Below are 26,271 nucleotides of genomic sequence, written 5' to 3' on the forward strand. Positions count from 1 at the left end.
GGCAGACGCGCTAGCTTGAGGTGCTAGTGCCCTTTATCGGGCGTGGGGGTTCAAGTCCCCCCTCGGACACCAGCGAGACCCCACTTCGGTGGGGTCTTTTGCGTACCCGGGTCGCGCCCCCACCCCCTACGCCCCAGCCTCCATGGCCACCCCCCACGCCCATCGAACGATTCGAGAAGTCTTCGAAACTTTCGAAAACTCGCGAGGCCGTGTTGATCTTGATGGGCGGACCATCGACGACCAGCCCTTTCTGGGTCGACCACGCGACGCGCCTGAACAGGAATAACACCTCCACGTTGCCTCTTCGGGACCGACGAATGTTTCGACCATCGTGCCGAAACCATTGACACTTGACAGGGCCAGTTCAACACTGTGGGCGATTCGTAGCGCGTCACCTCACGAGAACGAGGAGGAAACACGCACATGACCGACGCATCCGCACATCCGCCGGGCCGCCGCAGCGGTCGCCCGGGGACGTTCCGTCACCTCAGGCTGCTCATCAGCGGTGTCTGCACCATGCTGCTGGTCGCCGTGGCCGCGATGACCCTGCCCGGGACCGCCCGGGCCGACACGGTCGTCACGTCGAACCAGACCGGCACCGACAACGGGTACTACTACTCGTTCTGGACCGACAGCAGCGGCACGGTGTCCATGAACCTGGGCTCCAGCGGCAACTACAGCACCTCGTGGAGCAACACCGGGAACTTCGTCGCCGGCAAGGGCTGGAGCAACGGCGGACGCAGGAGCGTGACCTACTCGGGCACCTTCAACCCGTCCGGCAACGCCTACCTGTCGCTCTACGGGTGGACGTCCAACCCGCTCGTCGAGTACTACATCGTCGACAACTGGGGCACCTACCGGCCCACGGGAACGTTCAAGGGCACCGTCACCACCGACGGCGGCACGTACGACATCTACAAGACGACGCGGACCAACGCGCCCTCCGTCGAAGGCACACGCACCTTCGACCAGTACTGGAGCGTCCGGCAGTCGAAGCGCACGGGCGGGACCATCACCACCGGCAACCACTTCGACGCCTGGGCCCGAGCCGGGATGAACCTGGGCAGCTTCAACTACTACATGATCCTCGCCACCGAGGGTTATCAGAGCAGCGGAAACTCCAACATCACGGTGGGCGACGCGGGATCGGGCGGCGGATCCGGGGGCGGTGGAACCGGCGGCGGGGGCTCCGGCGGGTGCGCGGCGGCCCTCTCCGCCGGCCAGCAGTGGAACGACCGGTACAACCTCAACGTCGCCGTCACCGGATCGAGCAACTGGACCGTGACGATGAACGTGCCGTCCCCGGCGAAGATCCTCTCGACCTGGAACATCAGCGCGAGCTACCCCAGCGCCCAGGTCCTGACGGCCAAACCCAACGGCAGCGGCAACACCTTCGGCGTCACCATCCAGGCCAACGGCAACTGGACCTGGCCCACGGTCTCCTGCAGCACGAGCTGACCGCCCGCCCCCACAAGGCCGAAGGAGCACTTCGCATGGGATTCCGCACGCGATCCGGACGACTCGGCTCGTTACGCACACTGCTCACGGGCCTGGCCGTCGTGGCGACGGCCGCCGCGGGCACCCTCGCCCTCGACGCCGGACCCGCGCGGGCCGCCACCTGCAACGGGTACGTCGGACTCACCTTCGACGACGGGCCGTCCAGCACCACGTCGACCCTGCTCAACGCCCTCAAGCAGAACGGGCTGCGGGCCACCATGTTCAACGAGGGCCAGTACGCGGCGTCCAGCCCCGGCCAGGTACGGGCCCAGGTCGACGCCGGCATGTGGGTGGGCAACCACAGCTACACCCACCCGCATCTCGTCCAGCAGAGCCAGGCACAGATCGACTCGGAGATCTCCCGGACCCAGCAGGCCATCGCCGCCGCCGGCGGCGGGACGCCGAAACTGTTCCGTCCGCCGTACGGGGAGACCAACGCGACGGTGAAGGCGGTCGAGGCCAAGTACGGCCTGACCGAGATCATCTGGGACGTGGACTCACAGGACTGGAACGGCGCGAGCACCGACGCGATCGTGCAGGCGGCGGGCCGGCTCACCAACGGCCAGGTCATCCTCATGCACGACTGGCCGGCGAACACGATCGCCGCGATCCCGCGCATCGCGCAGGGTCTCGCCTCCCGCGGCCTGTGCGCCGGGACGATCTCCCCGCAGACCGGCCGCGCCGTGGCGCCCGACGGTGGCGGCACGGGCGGCGGTGGTGGCGGCGGGTGCACCGCGACGCTGTCCGCCGGCCAGCAGTGGAGCGACCGGTACAACCTCGACGTCGCCGTCACCGGATCGAGCAACTGGACCGTGACGATGAACGTGCCCGCGCCCGAAAAGATCCTCTCGACCTGGAACATCAGCGCGAGCTACCCCAGCGCCCAGGTCCTGACGGCCAAACCCAACGGCAGCGGCAACACCTTCGGCGTCACCATTCAGACCAACGGCACGTGGACGTGGCCGACGGTCTCCTGCGCCGCGGGCTGACCCGGCGGGACCGCACCGAGGAGCAGCGCCGCCCCGCGTCACCCGGCACGACGGGCGAGGGCCCCGATCAAAGGATCGGGGCCCTCGCTCACTGTGTCCGCGACGTCACGGAAAGATGTGGGGCAGATCTCGTCACGCTGACATCTCCCCACGTCACAGCGCTGGAGGAAGGGTCCGGAGGAGCCCCTCGGGGACTCCTCGCATCGCTGATCCGCAGGTCCGAAGCTAGCGTCGTACTAAAATTGCAGGCTTGTTCGGAGCTGGACCGGAATATCCCCAGGCGTACCTGCGGGCCCACCGGCTCCCCGGAGTATCCGGGAACAACACGTGAGGACCCGATGGCAGCCCTCCAGCAAGGCCCCGCGCTCGCATTGTCCGACGACGAGGTGCGTGCGGAGTTCGGTGACCAGGCGCGTTTCTCCGCCGCAGCGGCCGCCTCACCGCGCACGCTCGTCGACATCCTCGACGCCTCCGTACGGGCGTACCCGGACGAGCCCGCTCTCGACGACGGCCGGCGCGCCCTCACCTATCGCGCGCTGGCCGCCGAGGTGGCCGTCGTGCGGTCGCGGCTCGCGGAGGCCGGGGTCGGTCTCGGCGACCGGGTCGGCGTGCGGGTCCCGTCCGGCACGAACGAGCTGTACGTGGCGATCCTCGCCGTCCTCGCCGCCGGGGCCGCCTACGTCCCGGTCGACGCCGAGGACCCCGACGAGCGGGCCGAGCTGGTCTTCGGCGAGGCCGGTGTACGCGCGGTCGTCGGCGCCGGGCACGAGCTGACCGTCAACGGCCGCTCCGAGGTCCCCGCGGGGCGGCCCGGCGTCGAGCACGACGCGTGGATCATCTTCACCTCGGGTTCCACCGGCAAGCCCAAGGGCGTCGCCGTGAGCCACCGCAGCGCCGCCGCCTTCGTCGACGCGGAGGCGGACCTCTTCCTGACCGAGGAGCCCATCGGCCCCGGCGACCGGGTCATGGCGGGCCTGTCCGTGGCCTTCGACGCCTCCTGCGAGGAGATGTGGCTGGCCTGGCGGTACGGGGCCTGTCTGGTGCCCGTGCCGCGCTCCCAGGTGCGCAGCGGCGCCGACCTCGGCCCCTGGCTGGTCGAGCAGGAGATCACCGTCGTCTCCACCGTGCCGACCCTCGCCGCCCTGTGGGAGCCCGAGACCCTCAACGAGGTCCGGCTGCTGATCTTCGGTGGCGAGGCCTGCCCGCCCGAGCTGACCCAGCGCCTGGTGACCGACGGCCGGGAGGTGTGGAACACGTACGGGCCGACCGAGGCGACCGTCGTGGCCTGTGCCTCGCTGCTGACCGGCGACGAGCCCATCCGTATCGGGCTGCCGCTGAACGGCTGGGAGCTCGCGGTCGTCGACGAGGCGGGCGAGCCGGTGCCGATGGGCGGCAGCGGCCAGCTCGTGATCGGCGGGGTCGGACTCGCCCGCTATCTCGACGCGGAGAAGGACGCGGAGAAGTACGCGCCGCTCGTGTCGCTGGGCTGGGAGCGGGCGTACCGCAGCGGTGACCTGGTCAAGGCGGAACCCGAGGGGCTGATCTTCCTCGGGCGGGCCGACGAGCAGATCAAGCTCGGCGGGCGCCGGATCGAGCTCGGCGAGGTGGACGCGGCGCTCCAGGCGCTGCCCGGTGTCGCGGGTGCCGCCGCGGCCGTGCGGACCGCGCGCGGCGGCAATCAGCTCCTCGTCGGCTATGTCGTCACCCAGGAGGGCTGGGACCAGGCGGCCGCCGTCGAGAAGCTGCGGGCCGAGCTGCCCGCCGCGCTGGTTCCGCTGATCGCGCCCGTCGGGGACCTGCCGACCCGGACGTCCGGCAAGGTCGACCGGAACGCGCTGCCCTGGCCGCTGGAGGGTCTGGAGACCGCGGGCGCCCAGGAGGAGCTGTACGGCACCGAGGCCTGGCTCGCCGAGCAGTGGAGCGAGGTGCTCGGCATCCCCGTCGGCGGGGCCGGCGACGACTTCTTCGCGATCGGCGGCAGCAGTCTCGCGGCCGCCCAGCTCACGACGCGGCTGCGCAGCCGCTATCCGAACGTCGCCGTGCTCGACATCTATCAGCAGCCGGTGCTGCGCAAGCTGGCCCGGCATCTGGAGAGATCGGGCCAGGACGACGGCACGGAGCGGGTGATCGCGCCGGTCCCGGTGCGCGCCAAGCTGGTCCAGTTGGTCGTGCTGCTGCCGCTGTTCTGCCTGCTCGGGCTGCGCTGGACGGTGGCGCTGGCCGCGCTCGGCAACGTCCTGCACTGGTTCGGCCCCTACCCGTGGGCGCCCGGCGCCTCGTGGTGGCTGGTGGGTGCCGGTGCGCTCGTTCTGTACAGCCCGCCGGGACGGCTCGCCGTCGCCGCGGGCGGTGCGCGGCTGCTCCTGCGCGGTGTGAAGGCCGGCCGGTATCCGCGCGGCGGGAGTGTCCATCTGCGGTTGTGGACGGCTGAGCGGCTGGCCGCGTTCAGCGGTGCGACCTCGCTGACGGGGTCCTGGCTGGAGCGGTACGCCCGTGCGCTGGGCGCCAAGGTCGGGCAGGACGTGGATCTGCACTCGATGCCGCCGGTCACCGGCATGCTCAAGATGGGCCGGGGTGCCGCCGTCGAGTCGGAGGTGGACCTGTCCGGGTACTGGCTGGACGGCGACCGGCTGGAGATCGGCCAGGTGAAGGTGGGCGCCGGTGCCGTGGTCGGGACGCGCAGCATCCTGTTCCCCGGGTCCCGGGTGGGCAAGCGCTCCGAGGTGGCCCCGGGTTCCGCCGTGACGGGCCAGATCCCGACCGGGCAGCGCTGGGCGGGGGCACCCGCGGTCAAGCTCGGCAAGGCGAAGCGGGCCTGGCCCAAGGACCGGCCGCAGCGCGGCACGTCCTGGCGGATGATGTACGGCGCGACCGGGTTCGCGCTGAGCGCGCTGCCAGTGCTGGCCGCCGTCGCGGCGCTGCTCGTGGCCCGGGTGTTCGTGAGCGCGGACGCCGGGCTCGGCGCGGCGCTGCGCGGTGCGGCGTTCGCCCTGGTTCCGGCGACGCTGGCGTTCGGTCTCGCGTACGCGCTGCTGCTGCTGGTCGCGGTGCGGCTGCTGAGCCTCGGGCTGCACGAGGGCACGCATCCGACGCACAGCCGGATCGGCTGGCAGGCCTGGACGGTCACGCAGCTCATGGACCGGTCCCGGGAGACGCTGTTCCCGTTGTACGCCGGGCTGATCACGCCGGTGTGGCTGCGGCTGCTCGGGATGCGGATCGGCCGGGGCGCGGAGGTGTCGACGGTGCTCGCGCTGCCGAGTCTGACGACGGTCGGGGACGGCGCGTTCCTGGCGGACGACACGCTGACGGCTCCGTACGAGCTCGGTGGCGGCTGGATGCGTATCGGGCGGGCCGAGATCGGGCGGCGGGCGTTCCTCGGCAATTCCGGGATGACCGCTCCGGGCCGCAGTGTGCCGGACGGCGGTCTGGTCGGTGTGCTGTCGGCGACGCCGAAGAAGGCGAAGAAGGGCAGCTCGTATCTGGGGCTGCCGCCGATGAAGCTGCCGCGTGCGGCGCAGGGCGGCGATCAGAGCCGTACGTACGAGCCGCCGGTCCGGCTGCTGTGGGCGCGTGGTCTGGTGGAGCTGTGCCGGCTGGTGCCGGTGTTCTGTTCGGCGGCGCTGGCCGTGCTGACGGTCGCCGCGCTGTGCGCGCTGGGGCCGTGGGCGTGGGCGTTCGCGGGTGGGGTGCTGCTCGCCGTGGGTGTGCTCGGGTGTCTGATCTCCATCGTGGCGAAGTGGCTGCTGGTGGGGCGGCACCGTGCCGGTGAGCACCCGCTGTGGAGCGGTTTCGTGTGGCGCAACGAGCTGGCGGACACCTTCGTGGAGGTCGTCGCCGTGCCGTGGCTGGCGGGATCCGTGCCCGGTACGCCGCTGATGACCGCGTGGCTGCGGGGACTCGGCGCCCGGATCGGGCGGGGCGCCTGGGTCGAGAGTTACTGGCTGCCGGAGTCGGATCTCGTGACGCTGGGGGACGCGGCGACGGTCAACCGGGGCTGTGTCCTGCAGACCCACCTCTTCCACGACCGGATCTTGCGGACGGATACTGTGGTCCTCCGTGAGGGCGCCACTCTGGGTCCGGGCGGAATCGTCCTGCCCGGCAGCACGGTCGGGGCCCGCTCCACTCTGGGTCCCGCGTCGCTGGTGATGGCGGCGGAGTCCGTTCCCGACGACACCCGCTGGCTGGGCAACCCGATCGAGGCCTGGCGTTCGTAGCAGACGTGACTTGATCGGACACGAAGGGCGGTACAGCGGAGAGTCGAGCACAGGGCAGGGAGCAGTCGCAGCAGTGAGCGTTCAGCAGACAGCGGGACCGGACCCCTATTTCCCGGCCAACGGTGATTCCCGTTACCGGGTGCACCGGTACGAGCTCGCGCTGGACTACCGCCCCGGCCCGAACCGGCTCTCCGGCACCGCGCGGATCAACGCCATAGCGGGCAGGTCCGCACTGACCGAGTTCCAGCTCAACCTGGCCGACTTCCGGATCGGCCGGGTCCGTGTCGACGGCAAGGCCCCGCACTACACGCACCGGGGCGGCAGGCTGCGGATCCGTCCGCCGAAGCCGGTGCGGGCGGGCGCGGCGTTCACCGTCGAGGTGCACTGGTCGGGCAATCCGAAGCCGGTCGGCAGTCCCTGGGGCGGGATCGGCTGGGAGGAGCTGGAGGACGGGGCGCTGGTGGCGAGCCAGCCGGTCGGTTCGCCGTCCTGGTATCCGTGCAACGACCGGCCGGCCGACAAGGCCGCGTACCAGATCTCGGTCACCACGCCGTCCGCGTACGCGGTGGTGGCGGGCGGGCGTCTGCTGACGCGGACGACGAAGGCCTCGACGACGACCTGGGTGTACGAGCAGCCCGCGCCGACCTCCAGCTATCTGGTGGGCCTGTCGATCGGGAAGTACCAGACGGTGCTGCTCGGCGATCCGGGTCTGTCCGGCGTACCGCAGTCCGGGCATCTGCCCGCGCAGCTTCTGCCCGAATTCTCCCGCGACTTCGCGCGGCAGCCCGCGATGATGGAGCTGTTCCAGGATCTCTTCGGGCCGTATCCGTTCGGCGAGTACGCGGTGGTGGTGACCGAGGAGGAGCTCGACGTCCCGGTCGAGGCCCAGGGTCTTTCGCTGTTCGGCGCCAATCACGTGGACGGGGCGCGGGGTTCGGAGCGGCTGATCGCGCACGAGCTGGCGCACCAGTGGTTCGGCAACAGTGTGACCATCGCGGACTGGCGGCACATATGGCTGAACGAGGGGCTCGCGAAGTACGCCGAGTGGCTGTGGTCGGAGCGCTCCGGCGGGCGCCCGGCCCGTCAGCTCGCCGCCGCCGCGCACCGGAAGCTGGCCGCGCTGCCGCAGGATCTGCTGCTGGCGAACCCGGGCCGCAAGTTGATGTTCGACGACCGGCTCTACCAGCGCGGCGGGCTCACCGTGCACGCGATCCGGTGCGCGATGGGCGACGAGGCCTTCTTCCGCATGCTGCGCGGCTGGGCGACGCTGCACCGGGGCGGCACGGTCACCACGTCCGTCTTCGCCGCGCACGTCTCGCGCTACGCGGCCGAGCCGCTGGACGATCTCTTCACGGCGTGGCTGTACGAGACGGCGCTGCCGCCGCTGCCGGAAGCCGTCCCGCGCCTGCCGGAGGCCGCAGCACCGCACGTGCCGCAGGTGCCGGCCCGGCCCGCCTATCCGCCCACCTACCCGCCGCCGGGCGCGGACCCGGCGCGGGTCCGGGGAGAATGACGCGATGACCAGCCGTTCCTGCCCCTGTGGGCTCCCCGATCCGTACGTGCGCTGCTGCGGGCGCTTCCATCGCGGCGAGGCCGCGGCGCCGAGTGCCGAGGCGCTCATGCGGTCGCGTTACTGCGCCTTCGTGAAGGAGGACGAGGGGTACCTGCTGCGGACCTGGCATCCCCGGACGCGGCCGGCCCGGGTGGAGTTCGACCCGGGGACGCGGTGGACCGGCCTGGAGATCCTGGACACCGGTCAGGGCTCGGCGTTCCACACCACGGGGACCGTGACCTTCCGGGCCTCCTACCGGGGTGGTTCGCTGCACGAGCGGAGCCGGTTCGAGCGGGTGGACGGGGCCTGGGTGTATCTGGACGGGGAGTTCCTGAACTGACCTCGGGTGGGCCGTCAGGGCGCCAGGACGTCCAGTTCCTGGAGTGCGCCGACGGTGATCTCGCGGGTGAGCGCCTCGGCGCGCGCGGCGTCGCCCTCCCGGACGGCTTCGGCGAGCTGGACGTGCAGGGTGACGGCGGCGGGGTCGGGGTCCTCGAACATGACGTCGTGATGAGTGCGGCCGGACAGGACCTCCGCGACGACGTCTCCGAGGCGGGCGAACATCTCGTTGCCGGACGCCTTGAGGATCACCCGGTGGAACGCGACGTCGTGGACGAGATAGCCCTCGAGCTGGTGCCCGCGTGAGGTGGCGACCATGCCGAGCGCGCACTCGGTGAGCTCCGCGCACTGCTCGGGGGTGGCGTGCCGTGCGGCCAGTCCCGCGGCGACGGGTTCGATCGCCGAGCGCAGGACGGTGAGGGAACGGAGCTGGTGGGGGCGGTCGGCGCCGGCCAGCCGCCAGCGGATGACCTGGGGGTCGTAGACGTTCCACTCGGACTTGGGGCGGACCGTCACGCCCACGCGGCGGCGGGACTCGACCAGGTACATGGACTCGAGGACCCGGACCGCCTCGCGCATGACGGAGCGGGACACCTCGAAGCGCTGGGCGAGTTCGTCGGTGCGCAGCACACTGCCCGGCGGGTAGTCACCCGCCGTGATCGCCGGCCCGAGGCTTTCCAGTACGTGTCCGTGCAGCCCCCGGCCCCGTGTGCTCATGGGGTCAGGGTACGAGGCCGACGCCCCGAACAAAAAGTCAGACTTATATGTCACACACTCTTGAATTTGTCGTACCTAATGCGTTTCAGTGGCGTCGACATCAGATGTCGACGAAGACAGCGAGAGCGTGATGCAGCACAGTCCCACCCCCCATGTCGTCGTGGTCATGGGCGTCGCAGGCACCGGGAAGACCACCATCGGCCCGTTGCTCGCGGCCCGGCTCGGCGTGCCGTACGCCGAGGGCGACGACTTCCACCCGCAGGCCAACATCGCCAAGATGACGGCCGGGACGCCGCTGACCGACGACGACCGGTGGCCGTGGCTGGACGCCATCGGGCACTGGGCGCACGACCGGGCGGGGCTCGGCGGTGTGGTCAGCAGCTCGGCGCTCAAGCGCGTCTACCGGGACCGGCTGCGCGCGGCCGCGCCCGGGGTCGTCTTCGTGCATCTGACGGGCGACCGCGAGCTCATCGAGGACCGGATGTCGCACCGCACGGGGCACTTCATGCCCACGGCGCTCCTGGACTCGCAGTTCGCCACGCTCCAGCCGCTGGCGGCGGACGAGGCGGGGGTCGAGGTCGACGTCTCCGGTGAGCCCGCGGAGATCACCGAGCGGGCCGTGGCGGCGCTCGGCGCTCTCGAACCGCCCCGGCCGTAGCACCCCCGGTCCGGCCTCGGCCCGGCCGCAGCACCCCGGGACTCCGACGCCGTACCCCATACCCGTACCCGTACCGGTGCCCGTACCCGTACCCGTACCCGTACCCGTGACAACGCTGTCGCCCAGGTGACAGCGCGCTCCATCCTCCCCGTGTCCTTTTCTCAAGCAAGGGAACAACCGTGACCAGACTCAGTGTCGAGATGCTGGCAGCGGACGCCGTCGAACCGATCACGTCGGCGGGCCACGCTCACCTGGGCATAGCCGTGCTGGCGGGCATCGCCGTCATCGTCCTGCTCATCACCCGGTTCAAGCTGCACGCCTTTCTCGCCCTGACCATCGGCTCGCTGGCCCTCGGCGCGTTCGCCGGCGCCCCGCTCGACAAGACCATCCTCAGCTTCACCACCGGACTCGGCTCGACGGTGGCCGGTGCGGGTGTCCTGATCGCCCTCGGCGCGATCCTCGGCAAACTGCTCGCCGACTCGGGCGGCGCCGACCAGATCGTCGACACGATCCTCGCCAGGGCGGGCGGCCGCGGGATGCCCTGGGCGATGGTGCTGATCGCCTCGGTGATCGGCCTTCCGCTGTTCTTCGAGGTCGGCATCGTGCTGCTGATCCCGGTGGTCCTGATGGTCGCCAAGCGCGGCAACTACTCGCTGATGCGCATCGGTATCCCGGCGCTCGCGGGCCTGTCGGTGATGCACGGTCTGATTCCCCCGCACCCCGGTCCGCTGGTCGCGATCGACGCGGTGAAGGCGAACCTGGGCCTCACCCTCGCGCTCGGTGTCCTGGTCGCCGTCCCGACGGTGATCATCGCCGGTCCGGTGTTCTCCCGGTACGCGGCCCGCTGGGTGGACGTCCAGGCTCCCGACCGCATGGTCCCGGCGCGTGCCTCGGAGGACCTGGAGAAGCGTCCCGGCTTCGGCGCGACCCTCGCCACCATGCTGCTTCCGGTCGTGCTGATGCTGGCCAAGGCGCTGGTGGACATCGTCGTCGACGACCCGACGGACATGACCCAGCGCGTCTTCGACATCGTCGGAGCGCCGCTGATCGCGCTGCTCGCGGCCGTGATCGTGGGCATGTTCACGCTGGGCAGGGCGGCGGGCTTCACCAAGGACCGGATCGCGGCGACCACCGAGAAGTCCCTCGCGCCCATCGCCGGCATCCTGCTCATCGTCGGGGCGGGCGGCGGATTCAAGCAGACGCTGATCGACTCCGGCGTGGGCCAGATGATCCTGGAGATCTCCAAGGACTGGTCGATCCCGGCCCTGTTGCTGGCCTGGCTGATCGCGGTGGCGATCCGGCTCGCGACCGGTTCGGCGACCGTCGCCACCATCTCGGCGGCCGGTCTGGTCGCGCCGCTCGCGGCCGACATGTCGACCGCCCACACGTCGCTGCTCGTCCTCGCGATCGGCGCGGGCTCGCTCTTCTTCAGCCATGTCAACGACGCCGGCTTCTGGCTGGTCAAGGAGTACTTCGGCCTGAACGTCGGCCAGACCGTCAAGACCTGGTCCGTCATGGAGACGATCATCTCGGTGGTGGCCGGAGCACTGGTGCTGCTGCTGTCGCTCGTCATCTAGACGGCTGTTCCGCCGGGCCGTCCTGACACGGCCGGGCGGAAGGGCGAACGGGCCGCGGGGAAGACCGGACATGGTTCTCCCCGCGGCCCGTTGGTCTTCGTCGGCGGTGCGTACTCACGGCGGGTTCGTCGTCAGCGGCCGCTCACGGCCGCCACAGCGGATGTTCGCGGTCGGCCCACTGGCGGCTCACCGATCCCGTGCGCAGGCCCCGCCGGGCCTCCGGGTCGCCGAGCGCCATACCGATGTGTCCCGCGAGGACGATGCCGACGGTGAGGGCCAGCCAGTCGTGGACGAAGGTGGCCGACGTGCGCCACATCAGCGGGGTGAGATGGGTGAACCACATCAGCAGCCCGGTGCCCAGCATCACGAGCGTCGCCCCCGCGATCCAGGCGGCGTAGACCTTCTGTCCGGCGTTGAACTTGCCCGCCGGGCGGGATTCGGGGTCCTTGTCGCGGTGCAGGGCCGCCCGCAGCCACACCCGGTCGTGCGGGCCGAAGCGGTTGAGGAAGCCGAGGTCCCGGCGGAAGGCGCGGGAGGCGAGGCCCAGGAGGACCGGCAGCGGAAGCATCACACCGGCGATCTCGTGGACCCGGACGACGAGTTCACGGCGGCCGACGAGTTCGGCGAACTGGGGGATGTAGAGGCAGGCCGCGGTGGCCACGCACAGGCCCATCAGCAGGGCGGTGACGCGATGCACCCAGTGCTCGGCGCGGGTGAAGCGGCGTACGGGGGAGGAGTGCGCGGCCACGGCCGGGGACGCGTCAGCTCGTGGGTTCATCGTCACGTCCGTTCGAACGGCCGACCCAGGCGTCGACGTCGTATCCCCGGTCCTCCCAGTATCCGGGACGGACGTCCTCGGTGACGGTGATGCCGGAGAGCCACTTGGCGGACTTGTAGAAGTACATCGGGGCCACATAGAGACGGACGGGGCCGCCGTGGCTGTGGCCGACGGGCTTGTCCTGCATGCGCAGGGCCACCAGGACGTCCGGGCGCCGGGCCTGACGCAGGGTGAGGCTCTCCGTGTACGTCCCGTCGAAGCAGGTGAACCGGATGGCGCCGGCCGAGGAACGCACTCCGGCGGCGTCGAGGAGGTGCGACAGGCGTACGCCCTCGAAGGGGGTGCTCGGCACCCGCCAGCCGGTGACGCACTGGACGTCGTGGACGATCCGGGTCTGGGGCAGGGCGCGCAGGTCGGCGAGGGTGTAGCTGGTGGGGTGGTCGACCAGGCCGTCGACGGTGAGGCGGTAGTTCGTCTCGTTCTTGTGGGGGACGGAGGCGGCGACCGAGTAGTAGCGGAAGCCGCCGCCGTTGGGCAGCAGTCCCGTCAGGCCGGTGGGGTCCTTCTGGGAGGCGCCGGCGAGGAAGGCGTCCGTCGCGCGCTGGAGCGCGGGGGCGGTCAGGACGCCGAGGGCGCCGAGTCCGAGCGTGCCGAGCAGCACCCGGCGGCCGATGGGCCTGCCACGCTCGCCGGACACCTCGTGTTCGTCGCGTTCCCGGTGCTCGTCGGGTTCCCGGTGTTCGTCACGTTCCCCGTGTTCGTCGGGTTCCCCGGGCCGTTCAGTGTTCACCCCTTGATTCGAGCACCCGCGACCCCCAAAAGGCCAGCGGTCGCGGGTGCTCGTCAGCGTTCCGTCATCTCTTCTCGCCTGTGAGCCGGGAAAATCGGCCCCGGAGAGGACGGCAGGGCCTCATCAGGAGGCGGACTCGGCCGCCTTGTCCAACTGGAACGCCTCGTTGCCGAGGCCGATCCGGGCGTGCGCCTCGGGCTTGCGGGAGCGCAGGAGCAGCCCCTGGACGAGTCCGGCGATCAGCGCGACCCCGATGACGGCGGGCAGCAGCACGTTCAGGACGGAGTCCGGACCCGAGCCGACGAGGACGTCGAAGTCCTTGACGGTGTAGACCGCGATGACCAGCAGGGCGACGCCCGCGATCGCGGAGGTGACCAGACGCCAGGACTGGGCGCGGGCCGCGCCGCGGCGGACGAAGAACACGATGACCGAGAGCGAGGCGGCCGCCATCAGCAGGGTGACGCCGAGCGCTCCGACGTTGCCGCCCCAGGTGAAGAGCTGGAGCACGGGCGCGGTCGGGTCTCCGGTCGGCTTGTCGTCGGACAGGGCGAAGCCGCCGACCACGATCAGGGAGACGACGGTGTGCAGGAGCGAGCCGGTGCCGGGGGCCCCACTGGCCTCGGAGGTGCGGCCGAAGGCGGCGGGCAGCAGACCCTCGCGGCCCATGGCGAAGGCGTACCGCGCGACGACGTTGTGGAAGCTGAGCAGCGCCGCGAACATGCCGGTCACGAAGAGGACGTGCAGGACGTCGGTGAACGTCGAGCCGAGGCGTGACTCGGTGAGGAAGAAGAGGAGTCCGGCGCTCTGCTTCTGGGAGGTGCCCACGATCGCGGAGGGTCCGGTGGCGACGGTGAGCGCCCAGGAGCTGATCGCGAAGAAGACGGCGACGAAACCGATCGCGAGGAACATGACGCGCGGCACGAGGATGTGCGGGCGGCTGGTCTCCTCGGCGTAGACCGGGGCCTGTTCGAAGCCGGTGAAGGCGGCGATGCAGAAGCACAGCGCGGTGCCGACGCCCGCCCCGGTGAGGGTGTCGGGGTTGAAGGCGTGCAGCGACAGGCCCGCCTTGGCGGGATCGCCGACGGCGGCGACGTCGAAGACGACGACGAGGGTCACCTCGATGACGAGCAGGACGCCGAGGACCCAGGCGTTGACGTCGATCTTCAGCCAGGCGAGCGCGCCCACGACGAGCACGGCGGCCAACGCCGGTATCCACCAGGCGACTTCGGTGTCGAGGTAGGTGGCGAACAGCCCGGAGACCTCGTAGCCGAAGAGGCCGTAGATGCCGACCTGGAGTGCGCTGTAGGCGACGAGGGCGACCGCTGCGGCGCCCGCGCCCGGCGTGCCGCCGAGTCCTCGCGAGATGTACGCGTAGAAGGCGCCCGCGTTGTGGACGTGCCGGCTCATCTCGGCGTACCCGACGCTGAAGAGCACCAGGACGACGCCGAGGATGACGAAGAGCAGCGGCTGCCCGACGATGCCCATCACCGCGAATGTGGTGGGCATGACACCCGCTACCACCATGAGCGGGGCGGTGGCCGCGAGAACGGACAGCAGGAGGCCCGCCGTGCCCAGCCGGCCGGCCCGCAGGGCCCGGTCCTGCCCCTTGAACGTGCTGATGCCGGCGCTCTCGGCGTCGGGTCTTCCCGTGCTCGACGTACTCGGTGTGCTCGAACTGCCCGTCGTCATCGCGGGGTCGTCCTTTCGGATGTCGGGTCTTCGGGGGCGTTCACACCGTGCCGAGCACGCGGTCGCGCGCGGCACGGAAGGCTTGGTGTCCGTCGCGGTCCGGGTACGACCACGGCGCCGCGGTCGGGTGGTCCGCGATCCGGAGGAACAGGGCGGCGGCCTCGCCGTCCCGGCCCTCGCAGATCTTGGCGTGGGCGAGGAAGTTGAGGTCGACCAGGCGGCGCGGGTGGTCGGTGTGCTCCCACTCCAGCCACCAGTCGAAGGCGGCCTTCATCACCTGACGGGCCCGGCGCCCGGCCCAGTGCCCGGAGGCGACCGGGTCGGCGGGCTCGCTCCCGGCGCCGGCGAGCACACGGAAGCGCTCGGCGTGCGCGACGACCGGAAGGATCGCGAGCGGCGAGTCGGCGGGCGCCTGCTCGGCCGACCAGTTGGCGAAGTCGTACACCTCGTGCAGCGGGTCCTGGCCCGCCTCGGCGCGGCGCTCGGCGAGCCTCGCGACCATCAGATGGTGCGCGTGGTGATGGACGGCGTGCCGGTGGCGCACCTCGTCGAAGAGGCGGACCACGTCGCCCTCGGCCCCGAGCGAGCGTTCCAGGAGGAGGAGGCCGAGCCAGGGAGTGGGGTCGTCGGGGGCGAGGTCCGCCGCCCGGCGGCAGGCCTCGCGGGCGCCGTCCGGGCGTTCCTTGCCGCGCAGGGCGCGTTCCACGGAGGCACAGCCGAGGAGGACGGCGGCGTCGGCGGATTCCGGTTCGGCGAGCTGCCAGTCGCGGGCCCAGGCGAGCGTCGCGGACTCCTGGGCGAGGACGGTGACGCGGTGCCCCCGGCGGTCCCAGTCGTCGCCGGTCGCGGCGAGCAGCGCCCGGACCTCGGTCCACCGCCCCTGGTTCAACGCGGCACGTACGGTGACGAGTTCGGCGTCGTCGAGAGCGGCGTCGAAGGCCTGGGACGCCCGCTTGCGGCCGCGGCCCAGCGGAGGTGGGGGTGGTGACACCGCTGCTCAACCTCACAGGCGCGGTTCGTCAAAGGGTGATCACGCACAGCAAACCCGGAGCCACGGGTTCAAGTCAAGCTCGGACCGGGTCACTACACGTGTCAACTGGCCACTTGTACACACCAGTTACCTGCACAGCGTCCCGCAAAGTCCTGAACAGGAGCCTTGTCCACCCGACTTGGCGGCCCTTCCCGTCGCCGAGCCGCGGGCGGCCGTCACTGTCCTGATGACAACGGCCGCCCGGGGCAGGCGGCTTGTGCAGCGGGAGCGATCAGAGCCGTGATCGCTCGGAGCCGGGCGGGATCAGAGCCGAGCACGATGGGAGCCCGGCTCGATCGGAGCCCGGCACGATCGGAACCGGGCACGATCGGAGCCGGGCAGGGCCGCCGGGCGCGATCAGCTCACCGCCTCGGCCGCCGCCCGGCCCGCCGTGCGGCCGGAGAAGAGGCAGCCGCCGAGGAAGGTGCCTTCCAGCGACCGGTATCCGTGGACTCCGCCGCCGCCGAACCCGGCGGCCTCGCCGGCCGCGTACACACCCTCCAGGGGGTCGCCGCCGTCGGTCAGCACCCGCGAGGAGAGGTCCGTCTCCAGTCCGCCGAGGGTCTTGCGGGTCAGGATGTTGAGCCGCACCGCGATCAGCGGGCCGGCCGCGGGGTCGAGGATGCGGTGCGGGGGCGCCGTGCGGATCAGCTTGTCGCCGAGGTAGTTGCGGGCCCCGCGGATCGACATGACCTGGAGGTCCTTGGTGAAGGGGTTGGCGATCTCCCGGTCGCGGGCGACGATCTCGTGGCGCAGCGCCGCCTCGTCGATGAGGGGCTTCTCGGTGAGCGCGTTCATCCCGCGCACCAGCGCGCCGAGATCCTTCTCGACGACGAAGTCGACGCCGTTGTCCATGAACGCCTTGACCGGTCCGGGCACGTCCGCGCGGGCCCGGCCGAGGACGCCCCGGATCGACTTGCCGGTCAGGTCGGGGTTCTGCTCGGAGCCGGAGAGCGCGAACTCCTTGCCGATGATCTTCTGGTCGAGCACGAACCAGGTGTAGTCGTATCCGGTCCTCATGATGTGTTCGAGGGTGCCGAGCGTGTCGAAGCCCGGGAAGAGCGGGACCGGCAGGCGGTTGCCCCGCGCGTCCAGCCAGAGGGAGGACGGGCCCGGCAGGATGCGGATGCCGTGCTTGTCCCAGATGGGGTTCCAGTTCTGGATGCCCTCGGTGTAGTGCCACATGCGGTCGCGGTTGATGAGGCGGGCGCCGGTCTCCTCGGCGATCCCGAGCATGGCGCCGTCGACGTGCGCGGGGACGCCGGAGATCATCCGCTCGGGCGGGGTGCCGAGGCGTTCGGGCCAGTTGGCGCGCACGAGGTCGTGGTTGCCGCCGATGCCGCCGGAGGTGACGATCACGGCCTGGGCCTTGAGCTCGAAGGCGCCGGTGACCGTACGGCTGCTGGCCTGGCCGCGCTCGATGCCGGACGGCTCCAGGACCTCCCCGGTGACGGTGTCGACGGAGCCGGCGCTGCGGGACAGGCCGGTGACCCGGTGCCGGAAGCGCAGCTCGACCAGTCCGCGGGCCACCCCTTCCCGTACCCGGCGCTCGAAGGGCGCGACGAGGCCGGGCCCGGTCCCCCAGGTGATGTGGAAGCGCGGCACCGAGTTGCCGTGCCCGTTGGCGTCGTAGCCGCCGCGCTCGGCCCAGCCCACCACCGGGAAGAAGCGCACGCCCTGCGCGTGCAGCCAGGGCCGCTTCTCGCCGGCCGCGAAGTCGACGTACGCCTCGGCCCAGCGGCGCGGCCAGTGGTCCTCCGGCCGGTCGAAGCCGGCCGTGCCCATCCAGTCCTGGAGGGCCAGCTCGTGCGTGTCCTTGATCCGCATGCGGCGCTGCTCGGGCGAGTCGACGAAGAAGAGCCCGCCGAAGGACCAATGAGCCTGGCCGCCGATCGACTGCTCGGGCTCCTGGTCCAGAAGGATCACCTTGCGGCCGGCGTCGACGAGCTCCGCGGTCGCCGCGAGCCCCGCGAGGCCCGCTCCGATGACGATCACATCTGCGTCGTAGGCCATGGGCCCTTCCTCTCGGCATTCCGACGGGTCTGATCGGGTCGGCGTCACTGGGACGACTTGATGACGTTTGTCACGAACCGATCGGTGGCGTCGCTGGTTGGTGAGACATTGGTGCTGGTCGACCATGCGGCCGACCAGCACTTGTTACTGATGGGTCCGCATCCTCGGCAAGAAAGGTGACCGAGTCAACCGCCTGGTTCCGGTTGTTCCCGAGGGCGGGCGCACGGACCATGGCACTACAGTCGGCGGGATACGCAACACTGGCCCGCCCCGACTTCTGACGCATCGAGGTACCCAGCGTGTCGGTACTGGTTCTGGTCCTCGCCGTGAGCGCGGCCTGCTGCCTCGGCTTCGGCTTCGTGCTCCAGCAGAACGCCGCCTCGCACGCCCCGCTGAGCGACTTCCTCTCCCCCCGCATCCTGCTCGACCTCATCCGGGTCCCCCGCTGGCTGGGCGGCATCGGACTGATGGTGTGCGGCATGGCGCTCGGGGCGATCGCGCTCGGCAACGGCGAGGTCTCCCTGGTGGAACCGCTCCTCGCCACCAACCTGCTCTTCGCGCTCGCGCTCTCCCGCCACCAGACGAAACAGCCGCTGGGCCGGCAGGGCTGGGCCGGGCTGCTGCTGCTCGCGGGCGGTGTCACCGCCTTCATCGTGGCCGGGCAGCCCCAGGGCGGCGAGGCCATCGACGACCCGCTGCGGCACTGGCTGATCATCGGGATCGTGGTCGGTCTCGCGCTGCTGCTCACCACCTGCGCGAAACGGTCCCGGCTAAGCGCCGGACCCGTGCTGCTCGCCACCGCCGCCGGCCTGCTGTACGGACTGCAGGACGCGCTCACCCGGGTGAGCGGCCAGCGGTTCAGCGCGGGCGGAATGGCCGAACTGTTCACCGGCTGGCAGCCGTACGCGGTGATCGTCCTCGGTGTGACCGGGCTGATCCTCGTCCAGAGCGCCTTCGAGACCGCGCCGCTGCGCATGTCGCTGCCCGCGCTGACCGCTGCCCAGCCGCTGGCGGGAATCGCCTGCGGGGTGGGCTTCCTCGGGGACCAGCTCCGCACCGACGCGGGCGCCCTCGCCTGGCAGGCCGCGGGGCTCGCCGGCATCGTGACGGGGATCGTCCTGCTGGGCATGCACCCGGCGATGCCCTCGGGCACGGCGGAACCGGAACGCTCGCGGGACCTCCAGCCGCACTAGGGCCTCCAGCCGCACCGAGCGCCGCGCACCACCGGCCCGCACACCACTCCGACGGCCGTGCGCACCTCCTCCGCGGACCCTCCGCGCCCCCTGTCCGGAGGCGGTCCGGGGGCGGGAACTGCTTGGATGGAACCCATGAACCCCGCTGACGAGATCCTCGACATCGTGGACGAGAACGACGAGATCATCGGGCAGTCCCCGCGCGGGGAGGCATACGCGCGCGGGCTGCGCCACCGGTGCGTGTTCATCGAGGCGCGGGACGCCCGGGGCCGGGTCTTCGTCCACCGGCGCACCCCCACCAAGCTGGTGTTCCCCTCGTTCTACGACATGTTCGTGGGCGGGGTCGTCGGCGCGGGCGAGTCCTACGACGACGCGGCGCTCCGCGAGGCCGAGGAGGAACTCGGCGTCTCCGGGCTCCCCCGGCCGACTCCCCTGTTCAAGTTCCTGTACGACGACGGGGCGGGCGCGACCTGGTGGTCGGCCGTGTACGAGGTCCGCTGCGAGCTTCCGGTGGACCCGCAGGCGGAGGAGGTGGCCTGGCACGACTTCCTCACCGACGGCGAGGTGGAGCGCCGCCTGGACGAGTGGACGTGGGTGCCCGACGGGCTGGCCGCCTACGAACGGCTCACGGACTACCGGGCGATGGACTGATCCGTCCGGCCGAGCGCGGGCGGGGTCGCACCGGAGGAGCCCCGCTCAGGGCTGCCCGGTAGGGTCCTGAACGTGATCGAACTCGTGCGCAATGTCCGGTTGTGGTTCGCGCCGCAGGCGATCCGGTCCGAGGGCAGCACCCCGGACTACCGGTTCTCGCTGGCCAACGAGCGGACCTTCCTGGCCTGGCTGCGCACGGCGCTCGCACTCATCGGCGGCGGCTTCGCGGTGGACCAGTTCCTGCCGGACCTGCGCTGGGCCTGGCGGGCGGGTCTCGCCCTGGCGCTGCTGGCGGCGGGCGTGCTGTGCGCGCTACGGGCGGTCAATCACTGGGTGCGCTGCGAGCGGGCGATGCGGCGCGGCGAGGACCTGCCCGTCTCGCGCTTCCCCGCGGTGCTGAGCATCGTCGTCGCGATCGTCGCGATCGCGATGGTCGTCGTCGTCCTCGTCGGCTGGGCGGGATGACCACCCCGCTCGGCCAGGAGCGCGATCCCGGCCTCCAGCCGGAGCGCACGCGGCTGGCGTGGCGCCGTACGACCCTCTCCTGCACCGTCGCCGCCGTGCTCGCCGCGAAGGCGGCCCTGCACGAGCCGGACTCGGCCGCCGGGATCGTGGCGTTCGCGTTCTGCTGCGTCGCGTGGCTGGCGTTCCTGGCCCTCGCCCACCGCCGCATCCGCACCCTGGCCGACGCGGACCCCACGGGTCCGGCCGCGCTCGGGCCCCGGCACGCCACGGCGGCGGTCCTGTGCACGGTGGCGCTGGCCGTGTTCGCTGTGGCGCTGGTGTTCTGAGGCACCGGCCCCCGTGGGCGGGAGTGCTCCCCGTGTTCCCCTTGCACCGGGGTGCCCCCGCAGGGGTGTTCCCGGGGCGAGATGCCGATCACGTTTGGTACAGCCGCTGGACGACATACCGACTGGTCGGCATCATGGTCATGTCCCGCCACCCGCGCGCTGAGGAGCAACAGATGAGCCCGGACCACCCGCCAGGTCTCGATCTCGACCGGCTGCGAGCCCTGCTCGACCGTGAGCGGCCCGGACTGGTGAACGGCCCGCTGACCGGCCGGCTGATCGAAGGCGGACGGTCGAACCTCACCTACGCGGTCTCCGACGGCACCTCCCGCTGGGTCGTACGGCGGCCCCCGCTGGGCCACGTGCTGGCCACGGCGCACGACATGAAGCGCGAGCACCGGGTGATCAGCGCGCTGCACCCGACGGCCGTGCCGGTCCCGGACCCCGTGCTGCTGTGCGAGGACGAGTCGGTGCTCGGCGCCCCGTTCTACGTCATGGAGTTCGTGGAGGGCACCCCGTACCGCACCGCGGACCAGCTCGCCCCGCTCGGCCCGCGGCGCACGCGCGATGCCGTACTCGGTCTCGTGGACACCCTGGTCGAGCTGCACGCGGTGGACCCCGCCGCGGTCGGCCTCGCCGACTTCGGCCGCCCCGAGGGCTTCCTCGACCGGCAACTACGGCGCTGGGGCAAGCAGTTGGACGCCTCCCGCAACCGCGAGCTCGCCGGCATCGACGAGCTGCACGCCGCCCTGGGCCGCGAGCTGCCCACCTCCCCCGCGCCCACCGTCGTGCACGGCGACTATCGCCTCGACAACGTGCTGATCGGGCCCGACGACCGGATCAGGGCGATCCTGGACTGGGAGATGTCCACACTCGGCGATCCGCTCACCGACCTCGGGCTGCTCGTCATGTACAGCACGCGCCTGGAGCTGCCCAACTCCCCCATCAGCACGACCGCTTCGGCCGACGGACATCCCGAAGCGGCCGAGATCGTCGAGCGGTACGCCGCGCGCTCGGGGCGCGACGTCTCCGCGGTCTCCTGGTACACGGCCTTCGCCTGGTTCAAGCTCGCCGTGATCCTGGAGGGCATCCACTACCGCTACACCAAGGGCCAGACGGTCGGCGCGGGCTTCGACCGCATCGGCGAGCTGGTCCCCGTCTTCATCGAGCACGGCCTGACCACCCTTCAGGAAGGCTGATCCGTCATGGACTTCGCATTCGACGCGCGCACCGAAGAGCTGCGCGGGAAGCTGCTCGCCTTCATGGACGAGTACGTCTATCCGGCGGAGGCGGTCGCCGAGGAGCAGCGCGCCCTGCTGGCCTCTCCGTGGGACACGCCCGCCGTGGTCGGCGAGCTGAAGGCCGAGGCCCGCAGGCAAGGTCTGTGGAACCTCTTCCTGCCGGACTCCGAGTACGGCGCCGGGCTGACCAACCTCCAGTACGCGCCGCTCGCCGAGATCACCGGCCGCAGCCCGCACCTGGCGCCCACCGCGCTGAACTGTGCCGCTCCCGACACCGGCAACATGGAGGTGCTCGCCCAGTTCGGTGACGAGGCGCAGCGCAAGCAGTGGCTGGAGCCGCTGCTCGCCGGGGAGATCCGTTCCGCGTTCGCGATGACCGAGCCGGAGGTCGCCTCCTCCGACGCCACGAACATCACCACGCTGATCGAGCGGGACGGCGACGACTACGTCGTCACGGGCCGCAAGTGGTACATCTCCGGGGCGATGAACCCCGACTGCAAGATCTTCATCGTGATGGGCAAGACGGACCCGGACGGCCCCGACATCCGCCGCCAGCAGTCGATGATCCTGGTCCCGCGCGACACCCCGGGCCTGGAGGTCCGGCGCGCCATGCAGGTGTACGGCTACGAGGACCACTCCCACGGCGGGCACGCGGAGGTCGTCTTCGACCACGTCCGGGTCCCGGCGAGCAACCTGATCGGCGCGGAGGGCGGCGGTTTCGCCATCGCGCAGGCGCGGCTCGGTCCGGGCCGGATCCACCACTGCATGCGGCTGATCGGCATGGCCGAGCGGGCCATCGAGCTGATGTGCCGCCGGGCGGTGTCCCGTACGGCGTTCGGCAAGCCGCTGGCGCAGCAGGGGGTCGTGCAGAACTGGATCGCCGACGCCCGGGTGGCCGTCGAGCAGCTTCGTCTGCTGGTCCTGAAGACCGCGTGGATGATGGACACGGTCGGCAACAAGGGTGCCCACACCGAGATCCAGGCCATCAAGATCGCCACTCCGCGGGCTGTCGTGGACATCCTCGACAAGGCGGTCCAGCTTCACGGTGCTGGTGGTGTCAGCCAGGACTTCCCGCTGGCCGAGCTGTGGGCGGCGGCCCGGACGCTGAAGCTCGCCGACGGTCCCGACGAGGTCCACCAGCGCTCGCTGGCCCACCGGGAGATCAAGAAGCACGTGTGATCACCACGCAGCGCGGCCCCACCGTCCGGTGGGGCCGCGGTGTGCTGTCCGTGCTTCGGTCCGCTACGGGCGCAGGGCGCGCAGCAGGAGGTCGGCCAGGTGGTCGGCGACCTCCTGGGGGGCCAGGGGGCCGTCGGGGCGGTACCACGTGGACAGGTGGTGGACCGAGCCGAAGTGGTAGTCGACGACCAGGTCCGCCGGGGTGGCCGTGGAGAAGACCCCCTTCTTCTGGCCCTCCTCGACCAGCGCGCGGAACCGCTCGTGATAGCGCCGCCGCTCGGACCGCACCTGCTTGAGCTTCTCGGGCCCGAGGTGATGCATGGACCGGAAGAAGATCGACGCGTCGTCGAGGTTGTCGATGGTCGTGACGACCACGTCGGCCGCCGCTCGCCGCAGCCGCTCCTCGACCGGCGCGTCGGCGTCCGCGAAGGCGTCCAGCCGCTCCTGCTGGAGACGCAGCACGCGTGCGTAGACCTCGTGCAGGAGGTCGTCCTTGGAGCCGAAGTAGTGGTACAGCGCCCCCTTGGTGACGCCGGCCGCCTCGACGATCTCCTGCACCGAGGTGCGGTCGTAGCCCTGCTCGGCGAAGAGCCGGGTGGCGGCGGCGAGCAGCCGCTGCGGGACGGGCGTGCCGTCACCGTCTGTCGTCCTGGGCACTGCCGCCACCTGCCTTCCGTGCGTTCACATCGATGTCCGTCGTCCGCGTCCGTCGTCCGCGGGAGTCCTGGAGACTACTGGGAGTCTTGGGAGTCCTGGGACCGGGAACGCAGTTCCCGACGAAGGATCTTCCCACTCGCCGTCTTCGGCAGTTCGGGCAGGATCTCCACCCGCCGGGGATACTTGTAGGCGGCCAGTCTCTCCTTGCAGTACGCGGCCAGCGCTTCGGGGTCCTCGGTGGCTCCCGGGCGCAGGCTGATGTACGCCATGACGGTCTCCCCGCGGTAGCCGTCGGGGATCCCGACGACGGCCGCCTCGCGGACCGCCGGGTGGGTGTGCAGGACGTCCTCGACCTCGCGCGGCCAGACCTTGAAGCCGGACGCGTTGATCATGTCCTTCTTCCGGTCGACGACGTAGAGCCAGCCGTTCTCGTCCATGAAGCCGATGTCCCCGGTGTGCAGCTCGCCGTCCGGGAAGGTCTCGGCGGTGGCTTCGGGGCGGCGCCAGTAGCCGGGCACGACCTGCGGCCCGCGGACGAGGATCTCGCCCTGTTCTCCGAAGGGGACCTCCCGGCCCAGGTCGTCGACGATGCGTACGACCGAGTCCGGGCCGGGAACGCCCACGGCCAGGGTGCCGGAGGCCGGGTCCACCGGTGCCTCCAGGCCGGGCGGCACGGAGGCGCAGGGCGCGGTGCACTCGGTGAGCCCGTAGCCGTTGCGGATGTACGGTCCGAAGCCGGCCCGGAACCGTTCGACGAGGGCGGGCGGCAGCGGGGCCCCTCCGGAGGAGATGTTCACGAACGAGGAGAAGTGGTCCGGCGTGACGTCCGGGTGGGCGGCCAGCGCCATGAACGCGGTCGAGGGGCCGACGGTGTAGAGCGGCCGGTGTTCGGCGAAGGCGTCGAGGACGACCCCGGACTCGAAGCGGTACGCGAGGACCAGCATGCCCGCGCTGTCGAGGCAGGCGGCGAGCTGGCAGACCATCCCGGTGATGTGGAAGAGCGGCGCCATCGCGAAGTACACGGGCGCCTCGGGCAGCGCGAGGCCGGTCCGCTGCCGCTCGGCGTTGTACATGATGTTGCCGTGGGTGTTGGTGGCTCCCTTGGGGGTGCCGCTGGTGCCCGAGGTGTAGCTGATCAGCGCGATGTCGGACGGGCCGAGGGAGCGGTCTCCGGGAGCCTTGTGGCCCTGCCGGGCGACGGCGAGGAGGTCGTCGGCCGCCTCGTCGAGCGGCAGCCGCTCGAAGGCCAGCACGCGCGGGTCGTCCCGGGTCTGGAGGTCCTTCTCGCAGGCCGTCAGGACGACGCGCACGGGCGAGTCGGCGGCGGTCTCGCGCAGGTACGCGTCGAAGGCGCGGTCGGAGCAGACGAGGGCGGCCACCTCGGCGTCGTGCAGGACGTGCCGGACCTCGCCGGACTTGTACATGGGGTTGACGGGCACGACCGTCGCGCCGGCCTTCCACGCGCCGAGGAGGGCGAGCACGAAGTGCGGGGAGTTCTGGAGCATGATCGCCACGCGGTCGCCCCGTTCGACGCCTTGGGCGGCGAGGTGTCCGGCCACGGAGTCGCTCAGCTCGTCGAGCTCGCGGTAGCTCAGCCGCCCGTCGAAGTAGGCGAGCGCGGTGCGGTCCGGGGTGTGCGCGACCACGTCCGCGAGGGCGTGCACGAGGGTGTCGGCGGGGTTCACCGGGCCGCGCTGGGCCTCGCTGAGCAGGGCCACCCAGGGTTTGTCGGCGTAGCTGGTCACTCGGTGGTCTCCCACTTCTGCTGGAGGTGGTTCATGTTCGTCATCCAGCGGTCGGGGTCGGCGGCGCGCGCCTGGTAGTACCCGGCGACCTCGGGGTGCGGCAGGATCAGGAAGCGGTCCTCCTCGATGCCCTTCATGAGCGCGTCGGCGACGGCCCCGGGCTCGATGGCGGTGGGCTGGAGCACCAGGTCGCCGGCGCTGCCGGTGGCCTCCAGCATGTCGGTGCGCACGCCCTGCGGGCAGATCGCGTGCACCTTCACACCGCGGTGGCGGTACGTCAGGGACAGCCACTCGGCGAACGCGTAGGCGCCGTGCTTGGTGACGCTGTAGGGCGCGGCGCCGATCATCGTGAGCAGTCCGGCGGCCGAGACCGTCGAGACGAACCGGCCGCCGCCGCGCTCCAGCCAGTCCGGGAGCAGCGCCTGGGCGGCGCGCACATGGGCCATCACGTTGACGTCCCAGGCCAGGGCCCACACGCTCTCGTCGGCCGCCTCGGAGCCGCCCGAGCCGACTCCCGCGTTCGCGCAGTAGACGTCGACGGTGCCGTCGAGTGCGTCGCGGGCCTCGGCCACGATCCGGGAGGCGTCGCCCACGACCGCGATGCCGCCGATCTCGTCGGCCACGGCCTTGACCTTGGCGGCGTCGAGGTCGTTGACCACGACCCGCGCTCCCTCGGCGGCGAAGCGGCGGGCCAGCGCGGCCCCGATCCCGCCCCCCGCTCCGGTGACGACGACTCCCGCACCCTGCATGGCTTCCACCACGGGTCTCCTTCGACGCGACGTGACACGGCTCTGCTGCGACGCCAGACTAACCAGTCGGTATGTAACAAGGGAAGGGCTCCAGGCAGCCACGCGGACGGTCCGGCCACAAGGTCCGCCACGAGTCCACACAGGCCGGCCGTGTCCGGCCCCTGCGAACTTCCCCCCGGAGCCCTTAGCGTGCCTGTGCCCCTTCCGCGATCACGGAGGTCCCAT

Annotated in this window: 22 protein-coding genes; 13 read left to right on the forward strand and 9 right to left on the reverse strand. The window is 71.3% G+C overall.

All coding sequences use genetic code 11. The annotated features are described in order from the left end of the window. The first annotated feature begins 423 nt into the window (after positions 1 to 423). The 5 genes from ACWEBX_RS20490 (at position 424) to ACWEBX_RS20510 (ending at position 8,592) form a co-directional block, all read left to right on the forward strand. The gene (locus ACWEBX_RS20490) at positions 424 to 1,458 is read left to right on the forward strand and encodes a glycoside hydrolase family 11 protein (RefSeq protein ID WP_451886254.1); all 1,035 of its coding nucleotides are present in this window, start codon (positions 424 to 426) and stop codon (positions 1,456 to 1,458) included. A 35-nt stretch (positions 1,459 to 1,493) separates the two neighbouring features. Next, positions 1,494 to 2,486 (forward strand): polysaccharide deacetylase family protein, encoded by a 993-nt coding sequence (locus ACWEBX_RS20495; protein ID WP_451886255.1) that lies wholly within the window; start codon positions 1,494 to 1,496, stop codon positions 2,484 to 2,486. Between the two features lie 338 nt (positions 2,487 to 2,824). Beyond that, on the forward strand, positions 2,825 to 6,700 hold the full coding sequence (locus ACWEBX_RS20500) for a Pls/PosA family non-ribosomal peptide synthetase (RefSeq protein WP_451886256.1): 3,876 nt from the start codon (positions 2,825 to 2,827) through the stop codon (positions 6,698 to 6,700). Between the two features lie 73 nt (positions 6,701 to 6,773). Next, the gene (locus ACWEBX_RS20505) at positions 6,774 to 8,213 is read left to right on the forward strand and encodes a M1 family metallopeptidase (protein ID WP_451886257.1); all 1,440 of its coding nucleotides are present in this window, start codon (positions 6,774 to 6,776) and stop codon (positions 8,211 to 8,213) included. Between the two features lie 4 nt (positions 8,214 to 8,217). After that, positions 8,218 to 8,592: a YchJ family protein gene (locus tag ACWEBX_RS20510; protein WP_451886258.1), complete on the forward strand. Its 375-nt coding sequence runs from the start codon at positions 8,218 to 8,220 to the stop codon at positions 8,590 to 8,592. A gap of 14 nt (positions 8,593 to 8,606) precedes the next feature. Here the strand turns inward: ACWEBX_RS20510 and ACWEBX_RS20515 are convergent, their stop codons facing one another. Next, on the reverse strand, positions 8,607 to 9,308 hold the full coding sequence (locus tag ACWEBX_RS20515; protein ID WP_451886259.1) for a FadR/GntR family transcriptional regulator: 702 nt from the start codon (positions 9,306 to 9,308) through the stop codon (positions 8,607 to 8,609). A 130-nt stretch (positions 9,309 to 9,438) separates the two neighbouring features. Between ACWEBX_RS20515 and ACWEBX_RS20520 the strand changes: the two genes are divergently transcribed. Further along, a complete protein-coding gene (locus ACWEBX_RS20520; protein ID WP_451886260.1) occupies positions 9,439 to 9,966 on the forward strand; it encodes a gluconokinase in 528 nt (175 codons plus the stop codon). Between the two features lie 179 nt (positions 9,967 to 10,145). Continuing rightward, complete coding sequence (locus ACWEBX_RS20525; RefSeq protein ID WP_451886261.1) at positions 10,146 to 11,543, forward strand: GntT/GntP/DsdX family permease; 1,398 nt, start codon at positions 10,146 to 10,148, stop codon at positions 11,541 to 11,543. A gap of 142 nt (positions 11,544 to 11,685) precedes the next feature. Here ACWEBX_RS20525 and ACWEBX_RS20530 read toward each other — a convergent pair whose 3' ends face one another. From ACWEBX_RS20530 to ACWEBX_RS20550, 5 genes are all read right to left on the reverse strand, one after another. Continuing rightward, positions 11,686 to 12,321 (reverse strand): cytochrome b/b6 domain-containing protein, encoded by a 636-nt coding sequence (locus ACWEBX_RS20530; protein ID WP_451886262.1) that lies wholly within the window; start codon positions 12,319 to 12,321, stop codon positions 11,686 to 11,688. After that, on the reverse strand, positions 12,305 to 13,018 hold the full coding sequence (locus tag ACWEBX_RS20535) for a molybdopterin-dependent oxidoreductase (RefSeq protein ID WP_451886294.1): 714 nt from the start codon (positions 13,016 to 13,018) through the stop codon (positions 12,305 to 12,307). Before ACWEBX_RS20535 ends, ACWEBX_RS20530 begins: the two co-directional genes overlap by 17 nt. Before the next feature lie 216 nt (positions 13,019 to 13,234). Next, positions 13,235 to 14,800 (reverse strand): APC family permease, encoded by a 1,566-nt coding sequence (locus ACWEBX_RS20540; RefSeq protein ID WP_451886263.1) that lies wholly within the window; start codon positions 14,798 to 14,800, stop codon positions 13,235 to 13,237. A gap of 40 nt (positions 14,801 to 14,840) precedes the next feature. Next, the gene (locus ACWEBX_RS20545) at positions 14,841 to 15,791 is read right to left on the reverse strand and encodes a hypothetical protein (protein WP_451886264.1); all 951 of its coding nucleotides are present in this window, start codon (positions 15,789 to 15,791) and stop codon (positions 14,841 to 14,843) included. Positions 15,792 to 16,187: 396 nt separating this feature from the next. After that, entirely contained in the window at positions 16,188 to 17,843 is a 1,656-nt protein-coding gene (locus ACWEBX_RS20550) for an FAD-binding dehydrogenase (RefSeq protein WP_451886265.1), read from the reverse strand. Positions 17,844 to 18,142: 299 nt separating this feature from the next. Here ACWEBX_RS20550 and ACWEBX_RS20555 point away from each other — a divergent pair, with 299 nt between their 5' ends. From ACWEBX_RS20555 to ACWEBX_RS20580, 6 genes are all read left to right on the forward strand, one after another. Next, positions 18,143 to 19,036, forward strand: a complete 894-nt coding sequence (locus ACWEBX_RS20555) for a DMT family transporter (RefSeq protein WP_451886266.1) — start codon at positions 18,143 to 18,145, stop codon at positions 19,034 to 19,036. A 135-nt stretch (positions 19,037 to 19,171) separates the two neighbouring features. Beyond that, entirely contained in the window at positions 19,172 to 19,687 is a 516-nt protein-coding gene (locus ACWEBX_RS20560) for an NUDIX hydrolase (RefSeq protein ID WP_451886267.1), read from the forward strand. 72 nt (positions 19,688 to 19,759) lie between these two features. Further along, a complete protein-coding gene (locus ACWEBX_RS20565) occupies positions 19,760 to 20,152 on the forward strand; it encodes a YidH family protein (RefSeq protein ID WP_451886268.1) in 393 nt (130 codons plus the stop codon). Then, entirely contained in the window at positions 20,149 to 20,478 is a 330-nt protein-coding gene (locus ACWEBX_RS20570; protein ID WP_451886269.1) for a DUF202 domain-containing protein, read from the forward strand. The genes ACWEBX_RS20565 and ACWEBX_RS20570 overlap by 4 nt, the downstream gene beginning before the upstream one ends. 173 nt (positions 20,479 to 20,651) lie before the next feature. Continuing rightward, positions 20,652 to 21,674, forward strand: a complete 1,023-nt coding sequence (locus ACWEBX_RS20575) for a phosphotransferase family protein (protein WP_451886270.1) — start codon at positions 20,652 to 20,654, stop codon at positions 21,672 to 21,674. Between the two features lie 6 nt (positions 21,675 to 21,680). Beyond that, a complete protein-coding gene (locus ACWEBX_RS20580; RefSeq protein WP_451886271.1) occupies positions 21,681 to 22,895 on the forward strand; it encodes an acyl-CoA dehydrogenase family protein in 1,215 nt (404 codons plus the stop codon). A 63-nt stretch (positions 22,896 to 22,958) separates the two neighbouring features. Here the strand turns inward: ACWEBX_RS20580 and ACWEBX_RS20585 are convergent, their stop codons facing one another. The 3 genes from ACWEBX_RS20585 to ACWEBX_RS20595 form a co-directional block, all read right to left on the reverse strand. Beyond that, positions 22,959 to 23,552 (reverse strand): TetR/AcrR family transcriptional regulator, encoded by a 594-nt coding sequence (locus ACWEBX_RS20585; protein ID WP_328454182.1) that lies wholly within the window; start codon positions 23,550 to 23,552, stop codon positions 22,959 to 22,961. Positions 23,553 to 23,626: 74 nt separating this feature from the next. Continuing rightward, positions 23,627 to 25,297 (reverse strand): class I adenylate-forming enzyme family protein, encoded by a 1,671-nt coding sequence (locus ACWEBX_RS20590; RefSeq protein ID WP_451886272.1) that lies wholly within the window; start codon positions 25,295 to 25,297, stop codon positions 23,627 to 23,629. Next, positions 25,294 to 26,058, reverse strand: coding sequence for an SDR family oxidoreductase (locus ACWEBX_RS20595; RefSeq protein WP_451886273.1), 765 nt, complete (start codon positions 26,056 to 26,058; stop codon positions 25,294 to 25,296). Before ACWEBX_RS20595 ends, ACWEBX_RS20590 begins: the two co-directional genes overlap by 4 nt. Between the last annotated feature and the right edge of the window lie 213 nt (positions 26,059 to 26,271).

This window comes from Streptomyces sp. NPDC005070 (assembly GCF_053600395.1).

Coding starts and splice junctions, on each gene's coding strand:
- ACWEBX_RS20490 (WP_451886254.1), top strand. CDS start 424: ATGACCGACGCATCCGCACATCCGCCGGGCCGCCGCAGCGGTCGCCCG.
- ACWEBX_RS20515 (WP_451886259.1), bottom strand. CDS start 9,308: ATGAGCACACGGGGCCGGGGGCTGCACGGACACGTACTGGAAAGCCTC.
- ACWEBX_RS20570 (WP_451886269.1), top strand. CDS start 20,149: ATGACCACCCCGCTCGGCCAGGAGCGCGATCCCGGCCTCCAGCCGGAG.
- ACWEBX_RS20520 (WP_451886260.1), top strand. CDS start 9,439: ATGCAGCACAGTCCCACCCCCCATGTCGTCGTGGTCATGGGCGTCGCA.
- ACWEBX_RS20550 (WP_451886265.1), bottom strand. CDS start 17,843: ATGGCCTACGACGCAGATGTGATCGTCATCGGAGCGGGCCTCGCGGGG.
- ACWEBX_RS20560 (WP_451886267.1), top strand. CDS start 19,172: ATGAACCCCGCTGACGAGATCCTCGACATCGTGGACGAGAACGACGAG.
- ACWEBX_RS20500 (WP_451886256.1), top strand. CDS start 2,825: ATGGCAGCCCTCCAGCAAGGCCCCGCGCTCGCATTGTCCGACGACGAG.
- ACWEBX_RS20575 (WP_451886270.1), top strand. CDS start 20,652: ATGAGCCCGGACCACCCGCCAGGTCTCGATCTCGACCGGCTGCGAGCC.
- ACWEBX_RS20540 (WP_451886263.1), bottom strand. CDS start 14,800: ATGACGACGGGCAGTTCGAGCACACCGAGTACGTCGAGCACGGGAAGA.
- ACWEBX_RS20510 (WP_451886258.1), top strand. CDS start 8,218: ATGACCAGCCGTTCCTGCCCCTGTGGGCTCCCCGATCCGTACGTGCGC.
- ACWEBX_RS20530 (WP_451886262.1), bottom strand. CDS start 12,321: ATGAACCCACGAGCTGACGCGTCCCCGGCCGTGGCCGCGCACTCCTCC.
- ACWEBX_RS20580 (WP_451886271.1), top strand. CDS start 21,681: ATGGACTTCGCATTCGACGCGCGCACCGAAGAGCTGCGCGGGAAGCTG.
- ACWEBX_RS20495 (WP_451886255.1), top strand. CDS start 1,494: ATGGGATTCCGCACGCGATCCGGACGACTCGGCTCGTTACGCACACTG.